Annotated in this window: 19 protein-coding genes and 1 pseudogene; 12 read left to right on the plus strand and 8 right to left on the minus strand. The window is 67.1% G+C overall.

What is annotated here, in order from left to right; all coding sequences use genetic code 11:
- A pseudogene (locus ABNF93_RS15555) lies at positions 1-253 on the minus strand (carbohydrate ABC transporter permease); the annotation flags it as partial.
- Between the two features lie 58 nt (positions 254-311).
- Positions 312-2,114 carry an extracellular solute-binding protein gene (locus ABNF93_RS15560; RefSeq protein WP_349328774.1) on the minus strand — a complete coding sequence of 601 codons (1,803 nt, stop codon included), beginning with the start codon at positions 2,112-2,114 and terminating at the stop codon, positions 312-314.
- A 636-nt stretch (positions 2,115-2,750) separates the two neighbouring features.
- Between ABNF93_RS15560 and ABNF93_RS34930 the strand changes: the two genes are divergently transcribed.
- From ABNF93_RS34930 to ABNF93_RS15575, 3 genes are all read left to right on the plus strand, one after another.
- Positions 2,751-3,443 carry a GntR family transcriptional regulator gene (locus tag ABNF93_RS34930; RefSeq protein WP_502877586.1) on the plus strand — a complete coding sequence of 231 codons (693 nt, stop codon included), beginning with the start codon at positions 2,751-2,753 and terminating at the stop codon, positions 3,441-3,443.
- Between the two features lie 48 nt (positions 3,444-3,491).
- Positions 3,492-4,967, plus strand: a complete 1,476-nt coding sequence (locus ABNF93_RS15570) for an alpha-L-fucosidase (protein ID WP_349328776.1) — start codon at positions 3,492-3,494, stop codon at positions 4,965-4,967.
- Positions 4,968-5,028: 61 nt separating this feature from the next.
- Complete coding sequence (locus ABNF93_RS15575; protein WP_349328777.1) at positions 5,029-7,347, plus strand: ATP-binding protein; 2,319 nt, start codon at positions 5,029-5,031, stop codon at positions 7,345-7,347.
- Positions 7,348-7,446: 99 nt separating this feature from the next.
- Here ABNF93_RS15575 and ABNF93_RS15580 read toward each other — a convergent pair whose 3' ends face one another.
- Positions 7,447-8,475, minus strand: a complete 1,029-nt coding sequence (locus tag ABNF93_RS15580) for an AI-2E family transporter (protein WP_349328778.1) — start codon at positions 8,473-8,475, stop codon at positions 7,447-7,449.
- A gap of 408 nt (positions 8,476-8,883) precedes the next feature.
- On the opposite strand from ABNF93_RS15580, the gene ABNF93_RS15585 reads away from it, so the two are divergent.
- Positions 8,884-9,474 (plus strand): HdeD family acid-resistance protein, encoded by a 591-nt coding sequence (locus ABNF93_RS15585; protein ID WP_349328779.1) that lies wholly within the window; start codon positions 8,884-8,886, stop codon positions 9,472-9,474.
- Positions 9,475-9,493: 19 nt separating this feature from the next.
- On the opposite strand, the gene ABNF93_RS15590 is transcribed toward ABNF93_RS15585, so the two are convergent.
- Complete coding sequence (locus tag ABNF93_RS15590) at positions 9,494-10,594, minus strand: enolase C-terminal domain-like protein (RefSeq protein ID WP_349328780.1); 1,101 nt, start codon at positions 10,592-10,594, stop codon at positions 9,494-9,496.
- A gap of 535 nt (positions 10,595-11,129) precedes the next feature.
- Entirely contained in the window at positions 11,130-11,810 is a 681-nt protein-coding gene (locus ABNF93_RS15595; protein WP_349328781.1) for a spermine/spermidine synthase domain-containing protein, read from the minus strand.
- Between the two features lie 251 nt (positions 11,811-12,061).
- Here ABNF93_RS15595 and ABNF93_RS15600 point away from each other — a divergent pair, with 251 nt between their 5' ends.
- The gene (locus ABNF93_RS15600; RefSeq protein WP_349328782.1) at positions 12,062-13,201 is read left to right on the plus strand and encodes a carboxylate-amine ligase; all 1,140 of its coding nucleotides are present in this window, start codon (positions 12,062-12,064) and stop codon (positions 13,199-13,201) included.
- 10 nt (positions 13,202-13,211) lie between these two features.
- Positions 13,212-14,261: an iron-containing redox enzyme family protein gene (locus ABNF93_RS15605; RefSeq protein ID WP_349328783.1), complete on the plus strand. Its 1,050-nt coding sequence runs from the start codon at positions 13,212-13,214 to the stop codon at positions 14,259-14,261.
- Here ABNF93_RS15605 and ABNF93_RS15610 read toward each other — a convergent pair.
- The 3 genes from ABNF93_RS15610 to ABNF93_RS15620 form a co-directional block, all read right to left on the minus strand.
- Positions 14,258-14,542, minus strand: coding sequence for a CDGSH iron-sulfur domain-containing protein (locus tag ABNF93_RS15610; RefSeq protein ID WP_349328784.1), 285 nt, complete (start codon positions 14,540-14,542; stop codon positions 14,258-14,260). The genes ABNF93_RS15605 and ABNF93_RS15610 overlap by 4 nt on opposite strands.
- Positions 14,526-15,191, minus strand: a complete 666-nt coding sequence (locus ABNF93_RS15615) for a HemK2/MTQ2 family protein methyltransferase (RefSeq protein WP_349328785.1) — start codon at positions 15,189-15,191, stop codon at positions 14,526-14,528. The genes ABNF93_RS15610 and ABNF93_RS15615 overlap by 17 nt, the downstream gene beginning before the upstream one ends.
- A gap of 257 nt (positions 15,192-15,448) precedes the next feature.
- Entirely contained in the window at positions 15,449-16,666 is a 1,218-nt protein-coding gene (locus tag ABNF93_RS15620) for an MFS transporter (protein WP_349328786.1), read from the minus strand.
- Positions 16,667-16,900: 234 nt separating this feature from the next.
- Here ABNF93_RS15620 and ABNF93_RS15625 point away from each other — a divergent pair, with 234 nt between their 5' ends.
- From ABNF93_RS15625 to ABNF93_RS15650, 6 genes are all read left to right on the plus strand, one after another.
- Positions 16,901-20,779 carry a nitrate reductase subunit alpha gene (locus tag ABNF93_RS15625; RefSeq protein WP_349328787.1) on the plus strand — a complete coding sequence of 1,293 codons (3,879 nt, stop codon included), beginning with the start codon at positions 16,901-16,903 and terminating at the stop codon, positions 20,777-20,779.
- Positions 20,779-22,512, plus strand: coding sequence for a nitrate reductase subunit beta (gene narH, locus ABNF93_RS15630; RefSeq protein WP_502877587.1), 1,734 nt, complete (start codon positions 20,779-20,781; stop codon positions 22,510-22,512). Before ABNF93_RS15625 ends, narH begins: the two co-directional genes overlap by 1 nt.
- Positions 22,509-23,150 (plus strand): nitrate reductase molybdenum cofactor assembly chaperone, encoded by a 642-nt coding sequence (gene narJ, locus ABNF93_RS15635; protein WP_349328788.1) that lies wholly within the window; start codon positions 22,509-22,511, stop codon positions 23,148-23,150. Before narH ends, narJ begins: the two co-directional genes overlap by 4 nt.
- Positions 23,147-23,875: a respiratory nitrate reductase subunit gamma gene (gene narI, locus ABNF93_RS15640; RefSeq protein ID WP_349328789.1), complete on the plus strand. Its 729-nt coding sequence runs from the start codon at positions 23,147-23,149 to the stop codon at positions 23,873-23,875. The genes narJ and narI overlap by 4 nt, the downstream gene beginning before the upstream one ends.
- Before the next feature lie 248 nt (positions 23,876-24,123).
- Positions 24,124-24,885 (plus strand): phytanoyl-CoA dioxygenase family protein, encoded by a 762-nt coding sequence (locus ABNF93_RS15645; protein ID WP_349328790.1) that lies wholly within the window; start codon positions 24,124-24,126, stop codon positions 24,883-24,885.
- The gene (locus ABNF93_RS15650; protein WP_349328791.1) at positions 24,882-25,829 is read left to right on the plus strand and encodes an NAD-dependent epimerase/dehydratase family protein; all 948 of its coding nucleotides are present in this window, start codon (positions 24,882-24,884) and stop codon (positions 25,827-25,829) included. Before ABNF93_RS15645 ends, ABNF93_RS15650 begins: the two co-directional genes overlap by 4 nt.
- Positions 25,830-25,846 lie beyond the last annotated feature (17 nt).

A 25,846-nucleotide genomic window follows, 5' to 3' on the forward strand; every position in this document is an offset into this window, starting at 1 on the left:
AGACGGAGTTGAGGAATCCCCGCACGATCGATCGGTACTCGACGACGGCCTGGTAGCCGGTGAAGTTGAAGTCGACCGGCCATAACCAGACCCGCCCTGACGACACCGCGAGCGGATCACTCATCGACGCGGACAGGATGAATACCAGGGGATAGAGCACGGCGAGAAGGAACAACGTCAGCACGACGTAGTTCGAAATCGTGAAGATCCGATCGGACCGGGTCTCCCTTATCCTGACGGCTGTGGAAGCCACGCCACCCCTCCTCGCCCGCTCGTTCGACTGGTTTCTTGGTCGTTGTGCGACGTTCGGGTCAGGCGTACTTCTCCTCATAGGCCGCCTGGTAGGCATTCAGGTAGTTCGCCACGCCCATCCGGTCGAAGGTGTCGACGTACTTCTGCCACGCCGCGTCGTCGTTGATGTCGAGCTGTCCCATGGTGAACTTCGCCTCGTGCTGCAGCACGTGGTTCTCGATCGACGTGGCCAGCTCACCAGTAACTGCGGCCTGATCCTCCGTCAGGTAGACCGGCGGGAGCTGCAGGCTCCGGTCCTGGCGCAGGTTGTAGTACTTCTGGGACTCCTCGTACAACGGCTTCTCGAACGTCGGCTTCTCCGGGTCGACAACCTCGCCGAGCCGGAAGTCGCTCGACCGGTAGTTCACACCGAGCTGGCCCCACCACAGGCCGTCGTCGGGAGGCCAGGTCCCGATCGTGGTCCACAGAGCCTGCTTGCCGTTGATCCCGACCTCGCCGTCCTTGGCATATCGCCAGTCCTTGCCGTTGTACGCCTGCAGCTGCGCCTCGAGCTCGTACTGCCCGTCGGCCCACGCCACCGCGACCTCGGGGTTCTTGCAGGCGCTGGTGACGACGAAGCCACCGTTGATCCCCGCCGCACCGTAGTAGTTCCAGTGGGCCGTCGCGGTTCCGTCCGGGCCTTTCAGGGTCGGAACACAGACGTAGTCGCGCCAACGCGCCTTGGGGTCCTCGACGTCAACGGTCACGAAGTTTCCCCAGTCCCACACCCGAGCGGCTCCCAGGATGTTGTCGCCGGCACTGTTCCCGACCCGCTGCAGCGCCTCGACATCTTGGGTGAACGCTTCCTTGGCGAGCAGCCCCTGGCTGAACAGCCGATTCTGGTAGCGCAAACCCTCACGCCACTCGGGCTTGTTCGCCACGAAGTCGACCTTGCTGTCGTTCAAGAACAGCCACGGAGGATCCATCCACGGTCCTGGGTTGTAGATGAACGACCCCATGAAGAAGTTGCTCAACGGCTGGTCCGAGACGCCCGACAGCGGCACCTCGTCCTTCTTCCCGTTGCCGTTCGGGTCGCCGTTGGCGAACCCCTTCAACGCTTCCTCGAACTCGTCCAGCGTCTCCGGCACGCCGAGGCCGAGCTTGTCCAACCACGCCTTGTTGATCCACATCCGTTGGATGCCGCAGTTGCAGTGGAAACAGTCGTTGACGTACGGCATCGTGTAGATGTTGCCGTCGTTGGCGGTGATGAGGTCCTTGACGTCCGGGTAGTCCTTGAACATCCCCTTGATCTCGGCGCCGTAGTCCTCGATCAGCTCATTCAGGGGGATGAACATTCCCTGCGAGCCGTAAAGCATCTGCTGCGCCGGACTGAAGTTGATGTTCATGAAAGCGTCGGGAACATCGCCCGACGCGATCATGGCGTTGACCTTCGTCAAGGCGTCCGGCGAGCCGGCCTCGCCAGCCACCACCTGCCACTCGACGTGGACACCGGTCTTGTCCTCGTACCACTTGCTGAAGGCGTTGTCCTTCCAGTCACCGACCGACGTGCTCTGTGGCACGACGATCTTCAACGTGACCTTCTCCTTCACGATCGTCGCCTTCTTCGACGCGATCGGGCCGACATAGCCCTCGGGATAGATGACGTCCTGGTTCGGTGTGGACTTCGGGCCACCCTTCGGCACCAGTGCTTTCTCGGCCGGCCCGCCCCCCTCCGGCTCGCCACCACCGCTGCACGCGGCCACCAGGGAGCCTGCCGTCGCCGCCGACAAGCCCAGACCTAGCGCACGGGTGACGAATTGCCGTCGGGAGAAGCCACTCTGTCCGATGTGCGGTGCCGACTCATGCCACTCTTCAACTGCCATGTGCGTACTCCTCTGTGCTGGGAAGGTCGACTGTCGGACTGACCCCCGTCGCTTGGATCACGGTTGTAGATCGGAAGCGGACGAGCCAGGAACACCTCGAGGTGTGCGCATCGCCCACGTGGCCAGAGGGTCACCACCGCCGTGTCGTTGTGACGAGGGGCGGTGTTCGCGCCAGTACCGTCTGGAACCGGCGTCCGCTCTGGACTCACCGCAACCTCCCTCGGACACCGTTCAGCGTCTGATCGGCTCATTGCCTGGTGGCACTACAGACAGCTGCTTGGTGGTTCCGGCGAGCCGTTCCGATTGCCGCGTTGGCTGGGTGGCCAACTTCCACCCGCCGCGAGCCGATGCAGGCCACGGGTGCATGAACCGGGAGTCGAGGTCTGGCGCCCACCCGGCTGGAGAGTGCCGCTTGATGTGGGCAAGAATCTATACGATAGATATGTAGTGTCTAGAGTCGTGGCCAAATTCGGCCGCCGGTGAATGCGGGCAGTCGCTGCGGGCGCTGCGCTCCCCCCACGGACTGGGCATAGGCCTAGGATCGACAGTCGCGATCGACCAGCCTGCGCAAAGTTCGCGAGTGCAGATTTGTGTGTATGTATATATTCTTAGTGCCTGCATGGCACCGGGACCTGGATGGTGAACGTGTCGACTGACCCTCTCCCACTCGAGCGGCTCGCACCGCGGCGAGTGCTTGTCGACGAGGCAGTCGCCGCGGTCCGCAACCTGTTGATGGACCAGACGATCCGCCCCGGCCAAAGCCTGATCATTGGCCGACTCGCTACGGCGCTGGGGGTCTCGCACACGCCCGTTCGCGAGGCGCTCGCGAGCCTGGAGTCAGAAGGACTCGTCGTCAAGCGACCACAACGCGGATACTTCGCGACCGAGTTGCTGACGAACGAGGAAGTGAGAGAACTCTTCGAGCTCCGACTCCTTCTCGAGCCCTGGGCCGCCGCAGAGGTCGCCGCCGCCTCCCGACACATCGATGTCAGCGGACTCCGAGCAGAGCTTGACCAATTCGCCACCTCCCTACGATCCGGACCGGAGCCTCCATACCGGCTGCTCTGTGACCACGACATCCGCTTCCATGGCCTCCTGATGCGACTGTGCGGAAACCGTCAGGTCGCACAGGCCTTCGCGCGTACCCACTGCCACCTCCATCTCCTTCGTATCCAAAGTCGAGCATCGAAGGCTGATGTCACCAGACAGGAACATGAAGCCATCGTGTCCGCGATCGAAAGCCGTGACCTTGACGCTGCGGCCGACGCGATGCGTACTCACCTGAACGAGTCATGCCGGCGCGCAATCTCACTCCGGTGCCAGACATAGAAGTGACATATCCGGTCGCCTCACATGTGACAGACAGGGAGAGGGTTGATGGCTGCCTCCGACATTCGAACAGCGGCTGACCTCGCTGCGGTACGCCCGACCGACCGACAGCTCCGCTGGCAGTCCCTGGAGTTCTATGCGTTCATCCACTTCGGCATGAACACGATGACTGGACGCGAGTGGGGCCTGGGCGACGAGAGTCCGTCGGCTTTCGACCCTGCCAACCTGGATGCTGACCAGTGGATGTCCGCTTTCGCCCGCGCCGGCATGAAGGGCGCGATCCTGACAGCCAAGCACCACGACGGCTTCTGCCTCTGGCCGAGTCGACTGACCCAGCACTCTGTCGCTGCCTCGCCGTGGCAGGGTGGTCAGGGAGACGTCGTCGCAGAAGCCGCCTCGGCGGCCGAACGACATGGCTTGGCGTTCGGAATCTACCTGTCACCGTGGGACCGGAGTGAAGCGTCCTACGGCACCGGTGAACCGTACAACGACTTTTTCGTGGCTCAGCTCGAGGAGCTGTTGACGAACTACGGCAAGCTCTTCTCGGTGTGGTTCGACGGAGCCAACGGCGAGGCCGCGGACGGCAGGCAACAGGTGTACGACTGGGAGCGCTACTACGCGACCATCCGCAAACTTCAGCCCGATGCCGTCATCAACGTCTGTGGGCCAGACGTACGGTGGTGCGGAAACGAGGCGGGGCACACGCGCCAGGACGAATGGAGCGTGGTCTCCCGGACGCTGCAGGACACCGAGCGCATCGCGAACCAGTCACAACACGTGGACGACGGAACGTTCGCCAGACTGGTCCGCAGCAACGAGGAAGACCTCGGAAGCCGTGCCGCGCTCGCCGGGTACGACGAACTGATCTGGTATCCCGCCGAGGTCAACACGTCGATTCGTCCCGGCTGGTTCTACCACCAAGCCGAGGACGTCCGGGTGCGGAATGTGGCGGAGCTCTTCAGCATCTACCGTTCGTCCGTAGGCGGGAACTCCACATTCCTCCTCAACGTTCCTCCGACGCCGCACGGCCTGCTCGCTGCGCCCGACGTGGCGACGCTGGCAGAACTCGGCGACATGATCTCTGGCCTCCGCGATCGCACGATAGGCGCAGAGATCTCGTTCTCGTCCGGAGCTGTGGTGGAAGGGGCGACGCAGCAATCCGTGGCGAGACGATGGGGCAGCGACCTCCCACCGGACCCGACCCTGGACCTTGCCAACGGCACCGGGTGGTGGCAGCCAGACGAGGACGACGCTGCTGCGTCGATCACCGTCAACCTGGGCAGCGATACGGTGGTCGAAGCACTGATCCTGAAAGAGGAGATCTCGCTGGGCCAGCGCCTGGAACACGTTGTGGTGTCGGGACACCGTGACGGAGCCACCGCCATCCTGGCCGAGGCAACCTGTGTCGGCTACCAGCGAATTCTCACCTTCCCCCCAGCGAACGTCGACGCGGTGACGGTCGAGTTCAGGCAGGCGCGCGACACCCCCGCAATCGCAGGACTCAGGCTCGTCCGCGCCGGATGAACGGTCGTTCTCGATCACGGCCCCATACACCTCAACCGACATCCGATAACGTGAAGATGTCATGCCGCCCATTGATCGGGGGTTTGCGAACCTTCCCCCGGAGTTCACCAACTTCGTCGGCCGTCGGCATGAGCTGACCGATGTGCGGCGATTGTTGGCTTCGTCGCGTCTGGTGACGTTGACCGGGCCAGGCGGTGTCGGCAAAACTCGGCTCGCGCTCCGGGTGGCCACGAACGTACGGCGCGCATTCGGCGATGGGGTCTGGCTGGTCGAGCTCGACCGGTTGCAAGACCCGGAACTGCTCGCCGAGACCGTGACAGTAGCGCTGGGTCTGCGTGAGCCGTTCGAGGGCCCGCCGATGACAGTGTTGGAGCATTACCTCGCCTCCCGCCAGCTCCTGCTGGTCATGGACAACTGCGAGCATCTGGTGGACGCCGTCGCGAAGCTGGTCGCCACCTTGCTGCGTTCCTGCCCGGAGCTGCGGGTGTTGGCCACCAGCCGCGAGCCACTGAGTACCTACGGAGAAGTCACGTTGCCGGTGCCGTCTCTGCCGTTGCCGGACGAACAACTGCCGGCCTCCCCACAGGAATTGTTCCGGATCGAGGCGGTGGCCCTGTTCGTCGACCGGGCGACGGCCGTAGCGCCTGGATTCGCCCTCACCCGGGACAACCAGGCCGCCGTGGCGGAGATCTGTCGCCGGCTGGACGGCCTGCCGCTCGCGATCGAGCTGGCGGCGGCGCGGCTGCGGGTGTTGAGGCCGCAGGAGATCGCCGACCGGCTGAAGGATCGGTTCCGGCTGCTGGACAAGGGCCCACGCGGCGCTCCCACCCGACAGCAGACGCTGCTGTCCTGCATCGAGTGGAGCTATGACCTTTGTTCCACGCAGGAACAGCTGCTCTGGACCCGGCTGGCAGTCTTCGCCGGCGGCTTCGACCTGGACGCCGCGGAGTCCATCACCGCCGGGGAGGACCTGGTGGCGGACGTCGTGCTCGAGGTCGTGGCCTCGCTGGTCGACAAGTCGATCGTGATCCGGGAAGGAGATGCGAAGCTCGCTCGCTACCGGCTGCTGGACACCATCCGGGAGTTCGGCCGGGTGAAGCTACAGGAGACCGGCGAGTTCAGCGCGCTGCGCCGACGGCATCGGGACTGGTATGCCCAGCTCGTCGAGCGCGCTGACACCGAGTGGGTCGGCCCTCGCCAGGTGGACTGGCTCACCCTGCTCGACCGGGAGCAGCCAAACATCCGCGCCGCACTGGAGTTCGCCCTCAGCGAGCGTGCTGATGCCCGAACCGCTCTCCGGATGGCCGCCACGCTGTACTCGTACTGGATCGCCCGCGGGCCACTCAGCGAGGGGCGGCGCTGGCTCGACCAAGCCCTAGCCTGCCCTGTCGAGATCAGTTCCGACCGAGTCCGCGCCCTCTATGCGTGCAGCATGCTGGCCGGGCATCAGGGCGACTTTCCCGTGGAGTCGGCCCGCGCGGACGAGGGTGGCGACGTGGCCCGGAAGCTGGGCGATCCTTCGATGAGCGCGCTGATCAATCTCGCCAACGGGTATCTGGCCCACTGGAACGGAGATCTCGCCCGCGGTCCCGTACTTCTGGGGGCCGCTCTCGACGTCTTCCGCGCCGACAACAATCTCCGTGGGCTCCTCGAAGCCCTCTTCGCACTTTCGCTGATGAGCATCCAGCACGATCCGAAGCGAGCACTCGCCTGCCAGCGGGAGATGCTCGCGATCACCGAGCCTCGCAACGAGGTCTGGTTCCGCTCGCTGGCCCTGTGGAGTCTCGGACTCACGACCTGGCTGCAGGGAGAGGCCCGACAGGCGGTCGACCTCGTACGCGGGAGCCTGCGCCTGAAACGCTCGATCGGCGACCTGCTTGGTATTGCCTGGTGTCTGGAAGCTCTGGCCTGGATCGCGGCGAGCGAGAACGATCACGATCCCCAGCATGCCGCCACGCTGCTCGGCTCCGCCAAGAACCTCATGGAAGCCATTGGTACGTCCCCCTCGATTGGCCAGTTCACTCTGCCGTACCACGGAGAATGCGAGCGGCGTACTCGCCTCGAGCTCGGCGGGGAGGCGTTCGATGCGGCCCTTCAGGACGGCAGGGATCTCGGCCTGCCGGCAGCCCTCGCGTACGCCTTGGGCGAGAGCGTTCGGACAACGCCAGAACCCGCCGCCATCGAGGCGATCCTCACCCCCCGCGAGCGTGAGGTGGCCGAGCTGATCGCCCAAGGGTCGAGCAACAAGGACATCGCCCGCCACCTGGTGATCTCTCAGCGCACGGCCGAGGCCCACGTGGAACACATCCTGGTCAAGTTCGGATTCACCTCCCGAGCGCAGATCGCGGCCCGGGTCGTCGAAGGCAACGAGCTCGGCTAACCAACAGCGCACGATGTGGGCGAAACTCAGCTGGTCGGCGAGGTCGACGAGCGTTGCCCAGGATCCCCGGACGGGCCGAAGGCAGCGATGGTGGGGGCTTCATCTGGTCGACTTTCTCTGCGCAGAAAGCAGCGGCTGCAGCCAGGCTGCGTCCGGGTCGGCGTCGACGAGCAGCGCCTTGACGAGCAGGGTCAGCGGAACGGCCAGCAGCGCGCCGATCGCGCCGAGCGTGAAGGCCCAGAAGACCAGGGACAGCATCGTGAGCGTGGCGGAGACGTCGACGACATTGCCCACCACCTTCGGCTGGAGGACGCTCTGGATCGCCACGTTGGCGACGCTGTACGCCACAATGACGGCGATCATCATCCTCGGTCCGCCCTCGAGCAGCCCGATAACCGCGGGTGGCACCAGGCCGAGGACGAAGCCGATGTTCGGGATGTAGTTGGTGATGAACGACAGCAGACCCCACAGCAACGCTGCCGGAACACCGATCACCAGCAATGCTGCGACGTCGACCACGGCCACGGCGAGACCGAACACCGTGGAGACGACGAGATACCGTCGGGTTCCTGTCGCGAACGTGCTCAGCGCACGTGCCAGTCGGAGCCGCTCGGCCGGCATGGCGAGAAGCTTGTGCCCGAATCCGGCGGCGTCGGCGACCATGAACAGCAGCAGCGTGACGACGAAGCCGAGACTGGTAAGGACGCCGAGGGCGCCGCCGGCGACGCTGGTGGCCACGGTGACCAGCTTGTTGATATCGAGCGCGCCGGCCATCTCCTCCAGCTGCGTCTGGGTAAGGCCCAGGTCGGCGAGCCAGGCCAGCGTGCGGTCGAGCAGCCGGGCGAACTGGACCTGATATGCGGGCAGCAGCGTGGCGAAACGTGCGATCGCGCTGGCGAAGGACACCGCGAGGGCGAGCAGGCAAGCGTAGATGGCGGCCAGGCCGGCGATGGTGCCCACCCAGCCGGGAAGGCGACGGCGCTCGGCCCAGGTATGCAGCGGATGCACGGCGATGGTGAGCACCAGGGCAAGGAACGTCGGTCCGACGATGCCTGCGGCCTCACGCAGGCCCGCTATCACCAGGAACGTGGCCGCCAGTCCGACCAGAATGGTGACCGGTCGCGACATGCCCGACCCAGTGATCCCTTTGCGGGACATTAGTTCTCCTTGGGCCGCCCTCTTGCGCTCTTCCCGGGCACTGACTACGTGACGGGACGAACGGCCCCGCTCCATTCTCGGTCAGTGGTTCCAGCCCATCCTGCCGCCGACAGAGCCGTCGAGCGGACTCTTTGGCCCGGGCCGCTTCGGTGACCTTGGTCCCTGTAGCTGAGTGTCTGCACCTTCCTACGGTCGAGGAAGAGACAGGTGGGAGTGCCGGCACGTGCATCGGCTTACAGCCCGCCTGTACCCAAGACCTCGGAGGAGCCGATGAGTAGTCCGCAGGCTGAATCGCCACGGTCCGAATCACCGCAGACCGGATCGGCCCAGCCTGAACCTTCGCAGGCTGACCTGCTCCCTGCTGGCCTGGCGCGGCTCGTGGGCCCGTGGTGGCTCTTTCTCCTGACCGGGATCGCGTGGCTGATCGTCTCGATGGTGATGTTGCGGTTCACCGCGACTTCGGCGTTCACTATCGGGATCCTCATGGGGGTCGTCTTCTTGGGGGCAATGGTCAACGAGTTCCTGATTGCGTCCGTCTGGTCGCCGTGGCGGTGGGCCCGCGTCCTGATGGGCTTCCTCTTCCTCGCCGGTGCGATCTGGGCGTTTGTCAGTCCACTGGACGCGTTCTGGGCCCTGGCGACCATCGTTGGGGCGCTGTTCATACTGCAGGGGGCGCTTGTCCTGATCACGTCCATCGAGTCCAGATTCGTGAACAGTGTCTGGTGGCTCGGGGCGGGCGCGGGCGTCATCGAGATCCTCATCGGCTTCTGGGCCTCACAGCAGCTGATTTCGTCCCGCGCGGCGCTGCTGATCTTCTACGTCGGGCTCCTGGCGCTGTTCCGTGGGTTCACCGAAATCGTGCTCGCGTTCGAGGTCAAAGCCGCACGGGACCGTTTGCCTGCAGAGACCGGTGTGCCGGCTCAACGCGGTCAGAGCCGCGCCCCCACGCGATCCGCCAGACGCGCTTGACGGGTGGCCCAAAGCCGTCTCATGTATTCGGGGTGGAGATCGGGTCGAGGGGGATCCCGAAGCCGGGCGAATCGGGCACCGTGAGCAGACCGTCGTCGAACCGGTAGCCGCTGGTGTCGGCGCCCAGGGTCTGGCCGGGGACGCCTTCCACCACACCCACGTTGCCGAGGCCGGCGGCGAGCTGTGCGGCGTACAACGTCTTGAGCGGCACTCCCCAGGCATGCGGCGAGGCGGTGACGCCAAGGTCCGCGAGTCGCGGCAGCAAGGATCGCCAGGCGGTAAAGCCGTACGACACGATGTCCAGTAGGACCACGTCGATCACGCCGGCCTCGGCGAACCGCAGCAGTTGTGCGACGTCCGGGTCGGTCTCACCCTCGGCGATGAGCGTCGACGACCCGGCCCGGTCCAGGGCCTTCCGAAGCCGGGTGAGATCGTCGGCGTCATCCAGAAATGGCTCCTCCACCCAGTACAGGTCGCATTCGGCAACGGCGTCGAGATACCGCAGGAATCCGTCGCAGTCATAACCGTCATTGGCATCGACCAGGAGGTGCGCATCCGGGTAGGCCGCGCGGACGGCGTGGGTGACCTCGATGTCGCGGGCGTCCCCGGCTGCACGGTCGAGCCACCGGTTGCCGCGACCGATCTTGAGTTTGAACGCGCGGTACCCCAGCGCGTAGTCCGCGGCGCAGTTCGCCAGCGGCGCGGCGACGCCGGTCGGTGCGTCCTGGGGGTCGAGGTCGTCGAAGTAGATCGCACCGTCGTACGCCGGTATCGACGACTCGCCACGCGCGCCGAGCAGCTGGTGGACCGGCAGGTTCAGCAGCTGACCTGCCAGGTCGTGCAGCGCGAAGTCCAGACCGAGGACGCTCGCATCGACGGTGCCGACGGCCGGGTCGAACAGCTCAACCACCGTACGACCGACCACCTGTTCGGCGGGCGGGACTGCGCCGGCCACCAGACCCCAGCCACTGATGCCGGAATCGGTGTGGAGGATGACGACCTGGCTCTCGGGGCCAGAACCATGACTGCCGAGCCGGGCATTGCGGCCGATGGTGCGCGGGTAACGGGACCTGATGGTGGAGCGTTCAAGGTGGGTGATACGTGCGGACAGCGGGCTCATCGGCCTTCCTCCATGGCGTGGGCGCCGAGGGTGTCGGGCGCAACTCGTCGTCGTACCGTACGGGCCGTTGCTGCTGATCCGATCGCGATCTCTACGTCCCTGACGTCATACAGTACGAGCCGCAACTACGCGCTCGTCTGGTGGTTCCGCACGAAGACCTCGATCGACTGGCCGGCAGGGTTGGCTCAGCTGGGTGCGGCTCATCGGGCATTGAGCAGCGCACCGACCAACTGCCGGTGTCGGCACCGTCCTCGTAGAACGGCAGGAATTCCAGCACCCGCACCACCGGTTCGTCGATCTCGGAGGTGGCGGCGAGGCCGGCGCTCCCGTCGGCGGCTGTTGCGGTACCGATTCCCGCCATGTCGCCGCCATGTGGGAGTCACGGTGATTCGACCGTACGCCGACGTCGGCTTAGCGCGGCGGCTCGTCCGTGGAACCGCCGGCTCCCAACCGATGATCTGGCTGTACACGCGTATCCAACAGCCGATCGAGGAGTGGGTGTATCGCCTGACGCGCGGGCGGGCCACCGCGTCCGTTACCGCGATGGTGTTCGGGCCACGTAGACAGTGTTGACTGCCTCGCGTCCCTGCAAGGGGTTGTGGAAGCGGACGACCTCGGCTTCTGCCGCTGCGAAGACTTCGGCGAGGACGGCGACGAACTCCTGGTCGGGCGGATCGTTCGACCAGAGTGCGAAGACGCCACCGGGATGGAGGTGCTCGGCGAGCCGCCGCAGTCCCGCCGGCAGATAGAACTCGGCATGACTGGGAGCCAGGACGTGGCGCGGAGAGTGATCGATGTCGACGATGATCGCGTGGAACCGCCGGCCCGGCTCGGCAGGATCTGGCCCCGTACCGGACCGGAGCATGGCGAAGAAGTCGCCATTGACGAGCCGGCACCGCCGGTCGGATGTCACCTCGGCCCCTGCGGGTATCAACCCACCTTGGTGCCAGTCGATCACCTCACCCAGCGCCTCGACGACAACCAACGAACGCACATTCGGGTGATCCAGTACGGCACTGGCGGTGAAACCGAGTCCGAGCCCACCCACGGCCACATCGACCTCGGTCCCGGACAGGCTGCCGAGCGCGAGGTGCGCCAGCTGCACCTCGGCAACCGTGAACAGGCTCGACATCAAGAACTCGTCGTCCAGCTTGATCTCGTACACCTCTTTGCCGACCTGGGGATCCCACCTGCGCCGCAGGCTGATCTCACCCATCTGGGTAGGCCGCGAGTCCAACACCCGAAACCGCGCGCTCACCATGCATCCGTTCCGCCCACATCCATTCCTGGATCGTAGGCGGACGCGGACCCATGCGAGGGCCTTGCCTCCTTTCGTGTCGCTGGCTTGTCGCGACCACGGCTGGGTACGACCAAGGGCGAAGCCTGGAGGCAGATCTTGGCGCCCCCTCCCCGTGCTCGCGTCGACGCGGTGATGGACGCCGACGCACGTGAGGACAAGGGGCGGCCATGGTCGTCGAGACGGTCGGCGTCGAGGAGGAGTACCTCCTGGTCGACCCGGTGTCCCGAAGGCCCTCGCCGGTGGCTCAGCGGGTCCTCGACCGTGCCCGAGCCACCGGCGCACTGCCTGCGCACGCCGAACTGCATCCCGAGCTCGTCGCCACCCAGATCGAGGCTGCCACGAGCCCGTGCGCCACCACAGAGGACATCCGCAAGGAGCTCGAGACCCTCCGGGCACTGCTGTGTCGCGTGGCACTCGAGGAGGATGCGCGGCTGGTTTCTGTCGGCCATCCCGTGTTGTTCGACAAGGCACCGCCCGTCATGGCCGGCGACCGCTTTGCCCGCATCACCGAGCTGTACGCCGAATCCGTACGCACGTACCAGGCGTGCGGATGCCACGTCCACGTGGGAACCCTGGACCGGGAGAGTGCCCTCCAGGTGGTGAACCGGCTGCGTCCGTGGCTTCCCACTCTGCTTGCCCTGTCGGCAAACTCCGCGTTTGACCGCGGCCGTGACACGTCGTATGACAGTTGGCGGATCATTCTCCAGTCGCAGTTTCCCGGCGCGGGAATTCCGCCGCACTTCCGTTCGGTCGCTCATTATGAGGACGAGCTGCAACGACTGATCGATGCGGGAATGCTCGTCGACGCGGACATGACGTTCTGGTTGGCGCGTCCGTCACGGCGGTTCCCCACGGTTGAGATCCGCGTCGCCGACGCGTGCGCGAGCGTCGCGGACACTGTGCTGCAGGCGGCGCTCACCCGGGCGCTGGTCCGGCGGGCTCTTGTCGATGTCGAAGCCGGCCGGGAGGTTCCGGAGTTCTCCGACCAGAGCGCCGCCGCCGCAATGTGGAGTGCAGCGCGACATGGACTCCGCGGTCCTGCCATCGATCCCATCCAGGGCGGCAGAATCCCGGCCATGGAACTACTTCGCCGGTTGCTTCGGCACGTACGCACACAACTGGACGAGTGCGGCGATCTCCCACTCGTCCAGGATCTGGTGGAGCGGACCCGCCGGACCGGGACGGGAGCGGCCCGGCAGCGAGAGGTCGCCCCGTCCGGACCGATGGCGATCGTCGACATGCTCATCGACCTGACGGCGCGGGAGGAGGACGTCCCCCAACGGTTTGCCCACCATGGCGACGGGTAGACCGACGCACGTGAGCGGCTCGGCGGCTGGTGTGGAGCCCGGGAACCCAGCACCAGGCGGAGCCCAGCGGTCGGCTCGCCATGAGCCTGTTCTTCCGACCCCGCGCGGGCACCTGTCGTCGGCGGTAACGCAGGCATTGAGCGGCGGCGGAGCGTCGGCACTCCTGGATCGTGACCCGATCGTCGCGGTCGAGGCCTACAGCGACGACCTCCAACTCGCCCTCTACACCTGTTACGAACTGCACTATCGGTCGTTCGCTGGTGTGGACGGGCAGTGGGAATGGGATCCCGATCTGTTGCGGTTCCGCGGCGAGATGGAGCGCGCGTTTCTCACCGCACTGCACCGGGACGTCGTTCCCAGTAATGACATCGGGCAGGCGCTCGAACCACTTCTGGCCGAGCCGCTCGAAGCCGAAGGAGTTTCCCAGCATCTGAGAGACATTGGTGAGATGTGGCAGCTCCGCGAGCACATCGCCATGCGGTCGCTCTATCACCTCAAGGAGGCGGACCCGCATGCCTGGGTCATCCCTCGCCTGACCGGCCAGGCGAAAGCATCCCTGGTGGCTGTCGAGTACGACGAGTTCGGTGCCGGACGGCCAGCCCGTGCACATTCCCAGCTCTTCGCAGGTCTCATGGCGGGTCTCGGTCTCGATACGCGCTACGGCTACTACCTCGACGCCGCCCCGGCAGAAATGATCGCCACCGTGAACCTCATGTCCTTGCTCGGCCTGCATCGTTCGCTCCGGGGAGCACTGGTTGGGCACTTCGCGGCGGCCGAAATCACGACGGCGCCGAGCGCCCGCCGGATGACCCGGGCCCTTGAACGACTGGGAGCCCCGGACGCCTGCCTCACCTTCTACCTCGAACACGTCGAGGCCGACGCCGTGCATGAGCAGGTGATGCGTCACGATGTCATCGGCGACCTGGTGAGCCGCGAACCTGACCTCGGTCCCTCGATCGTCTTCGGCATCGACGCGACGACATGGCTCGAGGGCAGGGTCACCGCGCACCTGTTGACTTCCTGGGACCGCGGCCAGTCGTCCTTGCGGACAAGGGGTTAGGCGCCCATGTCCCGCCGTCCGCGGGTGCGACGTCGATGGCTCGTGTCGCAGAGGGGATAGGTGTTGCTCCGTCGGCACGTGCATACGGCCACGATGAAGCGGTCGGACCGCACGATTCCTTCGTCATGGACGAGTTCCACGGGTCCCTCGACCAGGATCGGGCCATCGGGCACGATCCTGACCGCGCGATGTTCCCAGTCGTGATGTCGACAGTCCCGACACTGGCACGACTCGTCGCGACCTGGCGCGTCGCGGCCGATCGACTCACTCTCGGCTGGCACGGATCACGACCAACTCATCATCTCGTTGTCCCTGGCGGATGTAGCCCTGCTGTTCGAGCCAGCGCGCCCGTCGGCTCATCACCGGCCCGAACGGCACCTTCAACCGGTCGCGGACACGGGCATGAAGGCCCGCCTCCCGCAGCTGACGGATGGTCCTGTCCACGCCGCACAACGCGGACTGGACGAGCAACAGAATTCCGGACGCCGTGAGCACACGAGGCACCATCGCGCACAGCGGATCGAGGACGGCCCGACCGTCAGGTCCCGCGTCCCAGCGAGGGGAGGACTGCTGTTGGCGACCGTCCGTCCACGACCTCACGGTTCGCGTCGGCACGTACGGCGGATTTGCCAGAACCAGACTGAAGCGTTGGTCCAGGACGGGATCGAGCAGATGCCCCCGGCGTACCTCGAGCGGAAGGCGGCAGAAGAACGCATTGGCCCGGGCTGTCCAGACCGCACGCCGGGAAATGTCGACGGCGGTGACATTCTTCGCCCCGCCGCGGGCCGCCGCGACCGCAATTGCACCCGTACCCGTGCAGATGTCGAGGACACTCGCGTAGTCAGACACCGACTCGCGCCACAGCGACTCGACAAGCAGCCGCGTGTCGTGCTGCGGTGCGTACACCCCTGGAAGTCTCAGCAACCACATGACTGATCACCGTGCCTTCGGTGCAGAAATGAATGTCACCACGGTGTGCCCGAGTTGCTGCCGACAGAGGAATTGCTCATGCCGGCGAGCCCGATTCCTTCGTACCATGAAGGACTGATCACTCGCCTGTGTCTCGCACTATTCGGGCCTCGGGAGCGGGCCTGGAATGTGCGTTATGAAAGCCCGTGGGAAGAAGGGGCCGACGAAATCCTCGCGACAGCTCGCGATAAAGCAGAGCCAGAGTCGCGGAGTCCGCGTCACTGGGGGACGGTCGACACGCGGCGGCGCACGGCGGTGGCGGTGAACGTGCAGGCCAGCGCGGCGGTGAGGGCGAGGAGGCCGTATCCCCAGGTGTAGTCGAGGGCGAGGCCGTAGACCGCGCCCATGACGAGTGGCGGGAAGAAGCCACCGAGGCCACCGGCGGCGCCGACGACGCCGGTGACCGCGCCGACCCGCTCCGGTGGCACGACCCGGGCGACGAGTGCGAACACCGCACCAGAGGATGATCCGAGGGCGGCGGCCATGCCGAGGAAGGCGACCGTCCCGACCGGGATCAGCGGCGGTTCGAACGCGGCGACGAGAGCGAGCACGGCCACGACCGCATACCCCCACGCGAGGACGGGCACCGCACCGATCCGGTCCGCCAGCCATCCGCCGACAGGTCGCGTGAGGACGGCGACGACGACGAAGCCCGCCGTGCGCAGGCCGGCGTCGGAGCGCTGCAGGTCATAGGCGGTGACGAGGTAGGTGGGCAGATAGACGCTGAACGCGACGAAACCGCCGAACGCGGCGGCGTAGAGGAAGGAGAGTTGCCAGGTCGCGACCAGCCGGAGGGTCGACCCGATGCGCGCGACGAGTGAGCCGGTCACGACGGTACGGGACGGGTTGTCACGCAGCAGGACGTACGCGACCACGGCGTACACCCCCAGCACCACGGCGACCAACGAGAACGGGAAACTCGGTCCCACCGCGTCGGCCAACTGCACCGTCGTGAAGGCGGCGAGGGCGGTGCCGCCGGTGCCCATCCCGAAGATTCCGATCGCCAGGCCGCGCCGTGCGGGCGGGTACCACGCGTTGACGAACGGCACGCCGATCGCGAACGTGGTGCCGCCCAGACCGAGGAAGAACCCACCCGCGAGCACCCCTGCGAACGAGTCCGCGAGGTGGCCGAGGTAGAGCACCGGAAGGATCGTCAGGGCGGCGACCGCGGGGAACATCCGGCGGGCGCCGAGGCGGTCGGTGAGCGCGCCGACGGGGATCCGGCCGAGCGAGCCGATGATCACCGGTACGGCCACGACCAGGGACTGCTGGAACGAGCTGAGCGACAGCTCGGCTCGCAACGTGGCGCCCAGGGGTGCCAGCAGCGCCCACGCCCAGAAGGAGACCGCGAAGCCGACCGTCGCGAGGACGAGCATCCGGGTCCGCTGGGACGGGGCGGCGTCATCTCCGGCTGGCTGCGCGGCGCTCCAGCTCATCGCTGGTCTCCTCTCGAGCCTGATGGGCGGGGACGGCGGCTGCCGACGGGCGGTGACGGCGGCGCCTAGACGTCCCGATGGACGCGGACGCCCACGTCGCACTGTTCCTACCCGCGAAACCCGTCGACGTTCCTAGCCGCGAAAACCCACCGACGACGGGTCGTTTGCCCACGGCCGCCTCCGTGCAAAGGTAGCTTGGCAAGCCAGTCGGCCCGCGTAGGCGAGGTGGCAACCATGACTGACGGTAGGACTGTTCCGGCGCACCGTGGTACCGATGGCAGCACAGCACACCGCGGCGGCACCGACGGTCCGGCGGCCGACGCGTTGCTACGGGCCGGTCGTTTCTTCACCCGCCGGGAGACCTCACCGGACCTGCGTGCGGTCTACCGGGCCGGCGGCCGGGAGGGTGACGTCTTCTACCGCGACCGGTGGAGCCACGACAAGGTGGTGCGGTCGACGCACGGCGTGAACTGCACGGGCTCATGTTCGTGGAAGGTGTACGTCAAGGACGGCATCATCACCTGGGAGAGCCAGCAGACGGACTATCCGTCGGTGGGTCCGGATTCTCCGGAGTACGAGCCACGCGGCTGTCCGCGAGGTGCGGCGTTCTCGTGGTACACCTACTCGCCGACCCGGGTGCGGTTTCCCTACGCCCGGGGTGTGCTGGTCGAGCTGTACCGGGAGGCGAACGCCCGCCTGGGCGACCCGGTACGCGCGTGGGCCGAGGTGGTCGGCGACCCCGAACGGCGTCGCCAGTACCAGCGGGCGCGCGGCAAGGGCGGTCACGTACGCGTCTCCTGGGACGAGGCGGTCGAGATGGTGGCCGCCGCGCACGTGCACACGATCAAGGCGTACGGACCCGACCGGATCGCCGGTTTCTCGCCGATCCCGGCGATGTCGATGGTCTCCCACGCGATCGGGTCGCGCTTCATCGAGTTGATCGGTGGCGTGATGACGTCGTTCTACGACTGGTACGCCGATCTTCCCGTCGCCTCGCCTCAGGTCTTCGGTGACCAGACCGACGTGCCGGAGTCCGGCGACTGGTGGAACGCCGCGTACCTCCTCATGTGGGGTTCCAACGTCCCCGTCACCCGCACCCCGGACGCGCACTGGATGGCGGAGGCGCGCTATCGCGGCCAGAAGGTGGTCGTCGTCTCGCCGGACTATGCCGACAACACGAAGTTCGCCGACACCTGGCTGCCGGCACAGCCAGGCACGGACGGGGCGCTGGCGATGGCTCTCGGTCACGTGATCCTCCGCGAGTGCTTCGTCGAACGCCGGGTGCCGTTCTTCGTCGACTTCGTCCAGCACTACACGGACCTGCCGTTTCTGGTGACGCTCAAGGGACGGCGCGGTGGCTATGTCCCTGACAAGCTGCTGCGGGCCTCCGACCTTGGCGGCCACCCCGCTGCCGACATCGAGGGCGCGGAGTGGCGGACCGTGCTCATCGACGGGCGTACGAACGAACCGGTGGTGCCGAACGGCACCCTCGGTGACCGGTGGACCGACGCAGGTGCCGGGCGTTGGAACCTCGACCTCGATGGTGTCACTCCGCGGTTGACGCTGCTCGGTGACGGCGCGGACAACGTGGAGGTGCTCCTCCCCCGCTTCGATCTCGAGACGAACACCGACACCGCCGATGGTCCGGAGCGTGCCGAGGGGAGGCAGAGCGGTGTACTCCGCCGGGGCGTGCCGACGCGCAGGGTGGGTGGGCGGTTGGTGACGACGGTCTTCGACCTGATGCTCGCGCAGTACGGCGTTCACCGCGACGGCCTGCCGGGTGTCTGGCCGACCGGCTACGACGACGCCTCGCAGCCGTACACTCCGGCCTGGCAGGAGCCACTGACCTCGGTGCCGGCACGGACCGCGACGCGGGTCGCGAGGGAGATGGCCCGCAGCGCGGAGAAGTCCGGCGGCCGGACGATGATCATCATGGGTGCCGGCGTCTGCCAGTGGTTCCACGGCGACGCGACCTACCGGGCGATGCTCGCACTGCTCCTGCTCACCGGGGCGATGGGCCGCAACGGCGGCGGGTGGGCGCACTACGTCGGCCAGGAGAAGTGCCGCCCGGTGACGGGCTGGGCGGCACTCGCGGGCGCGACCGACTGGCAGCGACCGCCGCGGCAGGCGATCGGGACGGCGTACTGGTACACCCACACCGACCAGTGGCGCTACGACGGCTACCGGGCCGACGCGCTGACCTCGCCGCTGGCACGCGGCGACCTGGCTGGCATGCACACGGCCGATACGTTGGCGTTGTCCGCGCGGTTGGGCTGGATGCCGTCGCACCCGCAGTTCGACGCCAACCCGCTCGACCTGGCCGACGATGCGGTGAAGGCGGGCGCGAACGTCCCGGCGTACGTCGCGGAGAAGCTGGCGGCCGGTGACCTGCGGTTCGCCTGTGACGACCCGGACGCGCCGGAGAACTGGCCGCGGTGTCTCACCCTGTGGCGGGCCAACCTGCTCGGGTCGTCGAGCAAGGGCAACGAGTACTTCCTCAAGCACCTGCTCGGCACCCACTCCAGCCTGCGGGCGGAGGAGACCTCGCCCGACCTCCGCCCCCGCGACGTCACCTGGCGGGACGAGGCACCCGAGGGCAAGCTCGACCTGCTGCTCGCGCTCGACTTCCGGATGACCAGCTCGACGCTGCTCGCCGACGTGGTACTGCCGGCGGCGACGTGGTACGAGAAGCACGACCTGTCCTCGACGGACATGCATCCGTTCGTCCATGCGTTCACCCCCGCGATCGACCCGCCGTGGGAGACCCGCTCGGACTTCGCGGCGTTCACCGCGATCGCGCGGCGGTTCAGTGAGCTGGCGAAGACCCACCTCGGCGTACGCAAGGATGTCGTGGCCACCGCCCTGCAGCACGACACGCCAGCCGAGACGGGACAGCCGGGCGGCGTTGTCCGCGACTGGCGGGCCGGTGGGCCTGCTCCGGTGCCCGGACGGACGATGCCGGCGTTCACCGTCGTGGAGCGGGACTACCCCGCGGTCGCGGACAAGCTGGCGGCGCTCGGCCCGCTCACCGAGACGCTGGGCCTGGTGACCAAGGGTGTGACGTTCCAGCCAGACGCCGAGGTGGAGCACCTGCGCAAGTCGTGCGGCGTGATGCTCGGCGGCGCGGGCGACGGGAGACCTGCACTCGACACCGACGCCAAGATGGCCGAGGCGATCCTCGCCCTTTCCGCAACCACGAACGGCCGCCTCGCCGTCCAGGGCTTCCGCGCGATGGAACGCCGGGTCGGCAAGCCGCTCGCCCACCTCGCCGAGGGCAGCGAGGAACGCCGGATCAGCTTCGCCGACACCCAGGCCCACCCCGTGCCGGTCATCACCAGCCCGGAATGGTCGGGAAGCGAGACCGGCGGCCGGCGCTATGCGGCGTTCACGACGAACGTCGAGGAACACAAGCCCTGGCACACCCTCACCGGGCGGATGCACCTCTTCCTCGACCACGACTGGATGCACGAGTTCGGCGAGGCCCTGCCGATCTACCGCCCACCGCTGGACATGCCGGGGTTGTTCGGCGAGCGCCAGCGAGCCGACCATGAGCACAGCGGCGAGCCCCGGCGAGCCGACCATGAGCACAGCGGCGAGCGCCAGCGAGCCGACCATGAGCACAGCGGTGAGCCCGCCCTGGGTCCGGACGGCCAGAAGCAGGTCGTGGTGCGCTATCTGACCCCGCACTCGAAGTGGTCGATCCACTCCGAGTACCAGGACAACCTGCTCATGCTCTCGCTGTCCCGCGGCGGCCCCACCGTCTGGATGAGCCGCGCCGACGCCGACGCCATTGGCGTCCGCGACAACGACTGGGTGGAGCTGGTCAACCGCAACGGCGTCATGGCCCTCCGGGCGATCGTCACCCACCGCATGCCCACCGGCACCGTCTTCGTCTACCACGCGCAGGAGCGGGTCGTGAACGTGCCGATCGCCGAGGCGAGCGGCCGGCGCGGCGGTATCCACAACTCCCTCACCCGAATCCTCATCAAGCCCACGCACCTGATCGGCGGGTACGCCCAGCTGTCGTTCGCGTTCAACTACCTCGGACCCACCGGCAACCAGCGCGACGAAGTGACCGTGGTCCGCCGCCGCAGCCAGGAGGTGACGTACTGATGGCCGCGTCGACAACCCCGTCCGGCCCGACCGGCAGGCGCCCGATCGGGCGGTGCATGGCCCAGCTCGCCATGGTGATGAACCTCGACAAGTGCATCGGCTGCCACACCTGCTCGGTGACCTGCAAACAGGCGTGGACCAACCGCAGCGGCGTGGAGTACGTCTGGTTCAACAACGTCGAGACCCGGCCCGGCCAGGGCTACCCGCGGCGCTACCAGGACCAGGACCGGTGGAAGGGCGGCTGGGTGCGTACGAAGAGCGGCCGGCTGAAGCTCAAGGCCGGCGGCCGGTTCCGCAAGCTGCTCACCATCTTCGCCAACCCGGTGCTGCCGAACATCCGCGACTACTACGAGCCCTGGACCTACGACTACGAGAACCTCACCAACGCGCCTCTCGGCGACGACTTTCCGGTCGCCCAACCCAAGTCACTGATCTCCGGCGAGCCGATGCAGGTGGAATGGAGCGCGAACTGGGACGACAGCCTCGGCGGGGGCGCAGAGGTGGCAGATGCCGACCCGATCGTGGAACGGGTACGCAAACAGGCAGAGGACAAGATCCGCCTCGAGTACGAGCGGACGTTCATGTTCTACCTGCCGCGGATCTGCGAGCACTGCCTCAACCCGTCGTGCGTGGCGTCGTGCCCGTCCGGCGCGATGTACAAACGGGCCGAGGACGGCATCGTGCTGGTCGACCAGGACAGGTGCCGCGGTTGGCGGATGTGCGTGACCGGGTGTCCGTACAAGAAGGTCTACTTCAACCACCGCACCGGCAAGGCGGAGAAGTGCACGTTCTGCTATCCCCGGGTCGAGGTGGGCCAGCCGACGGTGTGCTCGGAGACCTGCGTGGGCCGGTTGCGCTACATCGGGCTGTTCCTCTACGACGCCGACCGGGTGACCGAGGCGGCGTCCGTCGCCGACGAGAAGGAGCTGTACGCCGCCCAGCTCGACGTGCTCCTCGATCCGAACGACCCGGACGTGATCGCCGCCGCCCGGCGCGACGGCATCGCCGAGGACTGGATCAGCGCGGCCCAGCGCTCTCCCGTCTACGCGCTGGCGAAGGACTACCGCGTGGCGCTGCCGCTGCATCCGGAGTTCCGGACCATGCCGATGGTGTGGTACGTCCCGCCGCTCTCACCCGTCGTCGACGCGCTCGCCGAGACCGGCCACGACGGCGAGGACGTCGACAACCTGTTCGGCGCCATCGACGCGATGCACATCCCGATCGAGTACCTCGCGGAACTGTTCACCGCCGGCGACCCTGCGCCGGTGCGGCGGGTGCTGCAGAAGCTGTCCGCCATGCGTGCGTACATGCGGGCGATCAACCTCGGCGACGTGCCGGACGAGTCCATCGCGACGGCGGCCGGCAGCACCGGCGCGGAGCTCGCCGCCCTCTACCGGCTGTTGGCCATCGCGAAGTACGACGAGCGCTACGTGATCCCCACCGCGTACGAGGTCGAAGGCCGCCAGCTCGAGGAGATCGGGTGCAGTCTCGACTACGACGGTGGCCCGGGGATGTACGAAAGCGGGCCCTTCGGCGAGGCGTCCGGGCGGCCGACGCCTGTCTCGGTCGAGACGTTCCACGCCCTCAAGGACCGCCAGACCGGTGACGGTATCGCCGACCCCGAACGCAAGCGGACCCAGATCAACCTGCTCAACTGGGACGGCCAGGGCATGCCCACAGGTATCTTCCCGCCCCGGCACCGCGACAGCACCGACGGGAGGGACGGGTCATGACGGCCTCCCAGCACGGGCGGGTGGTCTGCCAGGCCGCGTCGATCCTGCTGCAGTACCCCGGCGACGACGTGCGTGCCCGCGTCCCGTTGGTCGATGCCGCCGTGACAGGACTGCCGGACGGTACGCCAAGAAACGCGCTTCGCGGGTTCCTCGACCACCTCACGGCAGCCCCCGAACGCGAACTCGCCGAGCACTACGTCGCCACCTTCGACCGGCGCCGCCGTTGCTGCCTCTACCTCACCTGGTGGATCGACGGTGAGACCCGCCGGCGGGGCCAGTCGCTCACGGCGCTGAAGGAGCGCTACCGGCGCGGTGGTCTGGAGCTCTCGGCGAACGAACTCCCGGACTTCCTGCCGGTCGCCCTGGAGTACGCCGCCACCGGGGACCTCGCCGACGGTCTCGCGCTACTCCAGGACCACCGGGCAGGTATCGAGCTGCTCCGGCTCGCCTTGCGCGACGTGGGTTCCGCGTACGCCGGAGTCGTCGAGGCTGTGTGCGCACTGCTTCCCGGCCCGTCGCCGGCGGACAGAGCCGCGGCCCAGAAGCTCGCCCGCACCGGCCCGCCCCAGGAGAGCGTCGGCCTGGAACCCTTCATGGTCACGACGCCCGGGGCGCAGGAAGGAGCCGCCCGCCGATGAGCCCACTCGACATCCTGGCCTGGGGCGTCCTGCCGTACGTCACGATCGCGATCCTGGTGGCGGGCACGATCTGGCGGTACCGCTACGACCAGTTCGGCTGGACCACGCGGTCCTCGGAGCTCTACGAGTCACGCCTGCTGCGGATCGGCAGCCCGCTGTTCCACTTCGGCATCCTCGTCGTCGTTGTCGGCCACGTGATCGGGCTCGTCATCCCGGCTTCCTGGACGTCCGCTGTCGGGATGTCCGAGCGTGCCTACCATGTCCAGGCGCTGCTGCTCGGCGGCGTCGCCGGCTTCGCCACCCTCGCCGGAATCGCCATCCTCGTCTACCGCCGGCGTACGACCGGACCGGTGTTCATGGCCACCACCCGCAACGACAAGGCGATGTACGTCGTCCTCGTCGCCGCCATCGTCGTCGGGCTGGCCACGACGCTGCTCGGCGCCGGTGTCGTCGGTGCGGAGCACGACTACCGCGCGACCGTCTCACCGTGGTTCCGCTCGCTGTTCGTGCTCCAGCCCGACATCGGCGCGATGGCGGCAGCGCCGCAGTCGTTCCAGCTGCACACGCTGATCGGCATGCTGCTGTTCGCGATGTGGCCGTTCACCCGCCTCGTGCACGCGTTCACCGCACCGGTCGGCTACCTGTTCCGCCCCTATATCGTCTACCGGTCACGCGCGGTCCACCCCACGCGAACTCCGCGTCGCGGCTGGGAACGCGCCAGGTGAGGCGCTGCTTGCGCCGAACCTCCTCCGCACGACGCACCAGACCCGCTCGCACGCGTGGGTAGCCGTGACATTCGGCCGGTCCCGGAAGTCGAGTCGACGCGCGTTGACACGCAAACCTGGGCCGACCTAGCGTCAAACCTGACCTTGAGTTGAAGGTCTCTGTGACCGCGCCGATTTGCGAAAAGCCCGATCACGTCGGCCAGACGGACTATTCAGCCGTCAAGAGAAAGCTTCCGAAGGAGAATCACATGCTGGAGGCATTCCAGGATCAAGGGTATGTCGTCTTTCCTGGATTCCTTGACAAGGCAGAAATCGACACGCTGAAGGCAGCCGTGGACCGGCACGTGTCGGCGCAACCGCGGCGGCATGCGTACGAGGACGAGCACATCGGCGCACTCGTCTGGCATCCACGGGTGAGTGAGATGGTCGACGAGCTCATGGGTGGACGGTACGTGTTCCACCACATCCATGCCGCCCGTCACGACGCCGGCATGGAGGGGGTGTCGTGGCACCAGGACTACGAGCAGTACCCCCAGACCAACCGCTCGCATCTCATGGTGCATGTGTTCTTCTACCTCAACGGGCTCAACGGCACGATCGGCGACCTGCTCTTCGTGCCCGGCTCCCACAGGCACGCCACGGACAGCCGCGCGCTGACCCTCCTCGGCGACTCCGATCTCCCGGGGATGGTCACCGTCGATGACGTGCCGCCTGGTTCGGTCCTGATCGTGCACTCGGGGATGTGGCACGCACGTCGCGCCAAGCCCGGTGGCGAGGACAGCCCGCGCTGGTTCGTCGACGCGTCCTACTGCCAGTCAGGGGTCAGGTGGCCGTCGTACCGGGCACCGGGCATGCTCGCCGACCTGCGGGAGCGGCACGTGGCGGCTGGCGGCACGCGTCCCTGGCTCTTCGACGAGTCTCAGTTCTTCGACGGCGCCCGCGCGCGGCAGACGATGGGAAGCCTCGAAGGCAGCGTGCTGCTCGACCTTCCGCAGTGGCAGACCCCATGAGGCTGCTCGTCACCGGTGCCACCGGCAAGGTGGGCCGGGCCCTCATCGACAAGCTCCTCGGCAGCTGTGAGATCCGCGCGCTCTGCCACAACAGGCCGCTGGACGTCGACGGCGTCGAGTGTGTCTTCGGGACGATCGCCGACCGGGAGACCGCCCGTGAGGCCATGGCGGGTGTAACCCACGTCGTTCATCTGGCCACCTGCAAGGAGACGCCCGACGAGATCATGGACGTGGCTGTCAAGGGCCTGTTCTGGCTGCTGGAAGAAGCGCGGGACAGCCCGACCTGCCAGCGGTTCGTCCTCGTCGGTGGCGACGCCGCTGTCGGTCATTTCGTCTACAAGCACCCCGGCCCGGTGACCGAGGCACAGCGGCACACCGCCTACCAGGGGTGTTACGCACTGTCGAAGGTCCTCGAGGAGGTCATGCTCGAGCAGTACCAGATCGCCTACGGCCTGAACGCCACCTGTCTACGAGCGCCCTGGATCATGGAGCGGGACGACTTCCGGTACACGCTCTCGTTCGGTCCCGACCAGTTCGGTGGACCGGCGTGGCGCGAACTCGTGGACGGCGACGTCCCGGAGCAGGCTGTCCCGCTCGCGCTGGACGCCGACGGCGCGCCGCTGAAGCGCAACTTCGTCCACGTCAGCGATCTTGTCGAAGCGATCGCCCTTGGATTGGAACACCCGGCCGCCGCCGGCCAGACGTTCAACATCTGCATGGACGAGCCGGTCAACTACCAGAACGTGGCGGAGTACCTCGCGAAAACGCGTGGCCTGCCCACCGTCAAGGTGCCGACTCCCTACCACTCGACCTGGCTGGACAACACGAAAGCCAAGCTTCTGCTCGACTGGAAGCCGCGGTACGACACCGAACGCCTCATCGAGGACGCCTGGACCTACCAGCGAAGTCCAGACGATCCCCGCATCGTCTGGTACCCGGGATAGTTCAGGTCGGCGGCCTC

It is taken from the genome of Actinopolymorpha sp. B9G3 (assembly GCF_040120725.1).
Classification (GTDB): domain Bacteria; phylum Actinomycetota; class Actinomycetes; order Propionibacteriales; family Actinopolymorphaceae; genus Thermasporomyces.

Bases quoted from the DNA above. Each gene is read 5' to 3' on its own strand.
- ABNF93_RS34930 (WP_502877586.1), top strand. From the start codon at position 2,751: ATGGTGAACGTGTCGACTGACCCTCTCCCACTCGAGCGGCTCGCACCG.
- narI (WP_349328789.1), top strand. From the start codon at position 23,147: ATGAGCCCACTCGACATCCTGGCCTGGGGCGTCCTGCCGTACGTCACG.
- ABNF93_RS15595 (WP_349328781.1), bottom strand. From the start codon at position 11,810: ATGGGTGAGATCAGCCTGCGGCGCAGGTGGGATCCCCAGGTCGGCAAA.
- ABNF93_RS15575 (WP_349328777.1), top strand. From the start codon at position 5,029: ATGCCGCCCATTGATCGGGGGTTTGCGAACCTTCCCCCGGAGTTCACC.
- ABNF93_RS15625 (WP_349328787.1), top strand. From the start codon at position 16,901: ATGACTGACGGTAGGACTGTTCCGGCGCACCGTGGTACCGATGGCAGC.
- narJ (WP_349328788.1), top strand. From the start codon at position 22,509: ATGACGGCCTCCCAGCACGGGCGGGTGGTCTGCCAGGCCGCGTCGATC.
- ABNF93_RS15560 (WP_349328774.1), bottom strand. From the start codon at position 2,114: ATGGCAGTTGAAGAGTGGCATGAGTCGGCACCGCACATCGGACAGAGT.
- narH (WP_502877587.1), top strand. From the start codon at position 20,779: ATGGCCGCGTCGACAACCCCGTCCGGCCCGACCGGCAGGCGCCCGATC.
- ABNF93_RS15580 (WP_349328778.1), bottom strand. From the start codon at position 8,475: ATGTCGCGACCGGTCACCATTCTGGTCGGACTGGCGGCCACGTTCCTG.
- ABNF93_RS15620 (WP_349328786.1), bottom strand. From the start codon at position 16,666: ATGAGCTGGAGCGCCGCGCAGCCAGCCGGAGATGACGCCGCCCCGTCC.
- ABNF93_RS15645 (WP_349328790.1), top strand. From the start codon at position 24,124: ATGCTGGAGGCATTCCAGGATCAAGGGTATGTCGTCTTTCCTGGATTC.
- ABNF93_RS15570 (WP_349328776.1), top strand. From the start codon at position 3,492: ATGGCTGCCTCCGACATTCGAACAGCGGCTGACCTCGCTGCGGTACGC.
- ABNF93_RS15650 (WP_349328791.1), top strand. From the start codon at position 24,882: ATGAGGCTGCTCGTCACCGGTGCCACCGGCAAGGTGGGCCGGGCCCTC.
- ABNF93_RS15590 (WP_349328780.1), bottom strand. From the start codon at position 10,594: ATGAGCCCGCTGTCCGCACGTATCACCCACCTTGAACGCTCCACCATC.
- ABNF93_RS15600 (WP_349328782.1), top strand. From the start codon at position 12,062: ATGGTCGTCGAGACGGTCGGCGTCGAGGAGGAGTACCTCCTGGTCGAC.
- ABNF93_RS15615 (WP_349328785.1), bottom strand. From the start codon at position 15,191: ATGTGGTTGCTGAGACTTCCAGGGGTGTACGCACCGCAGCACGACACG.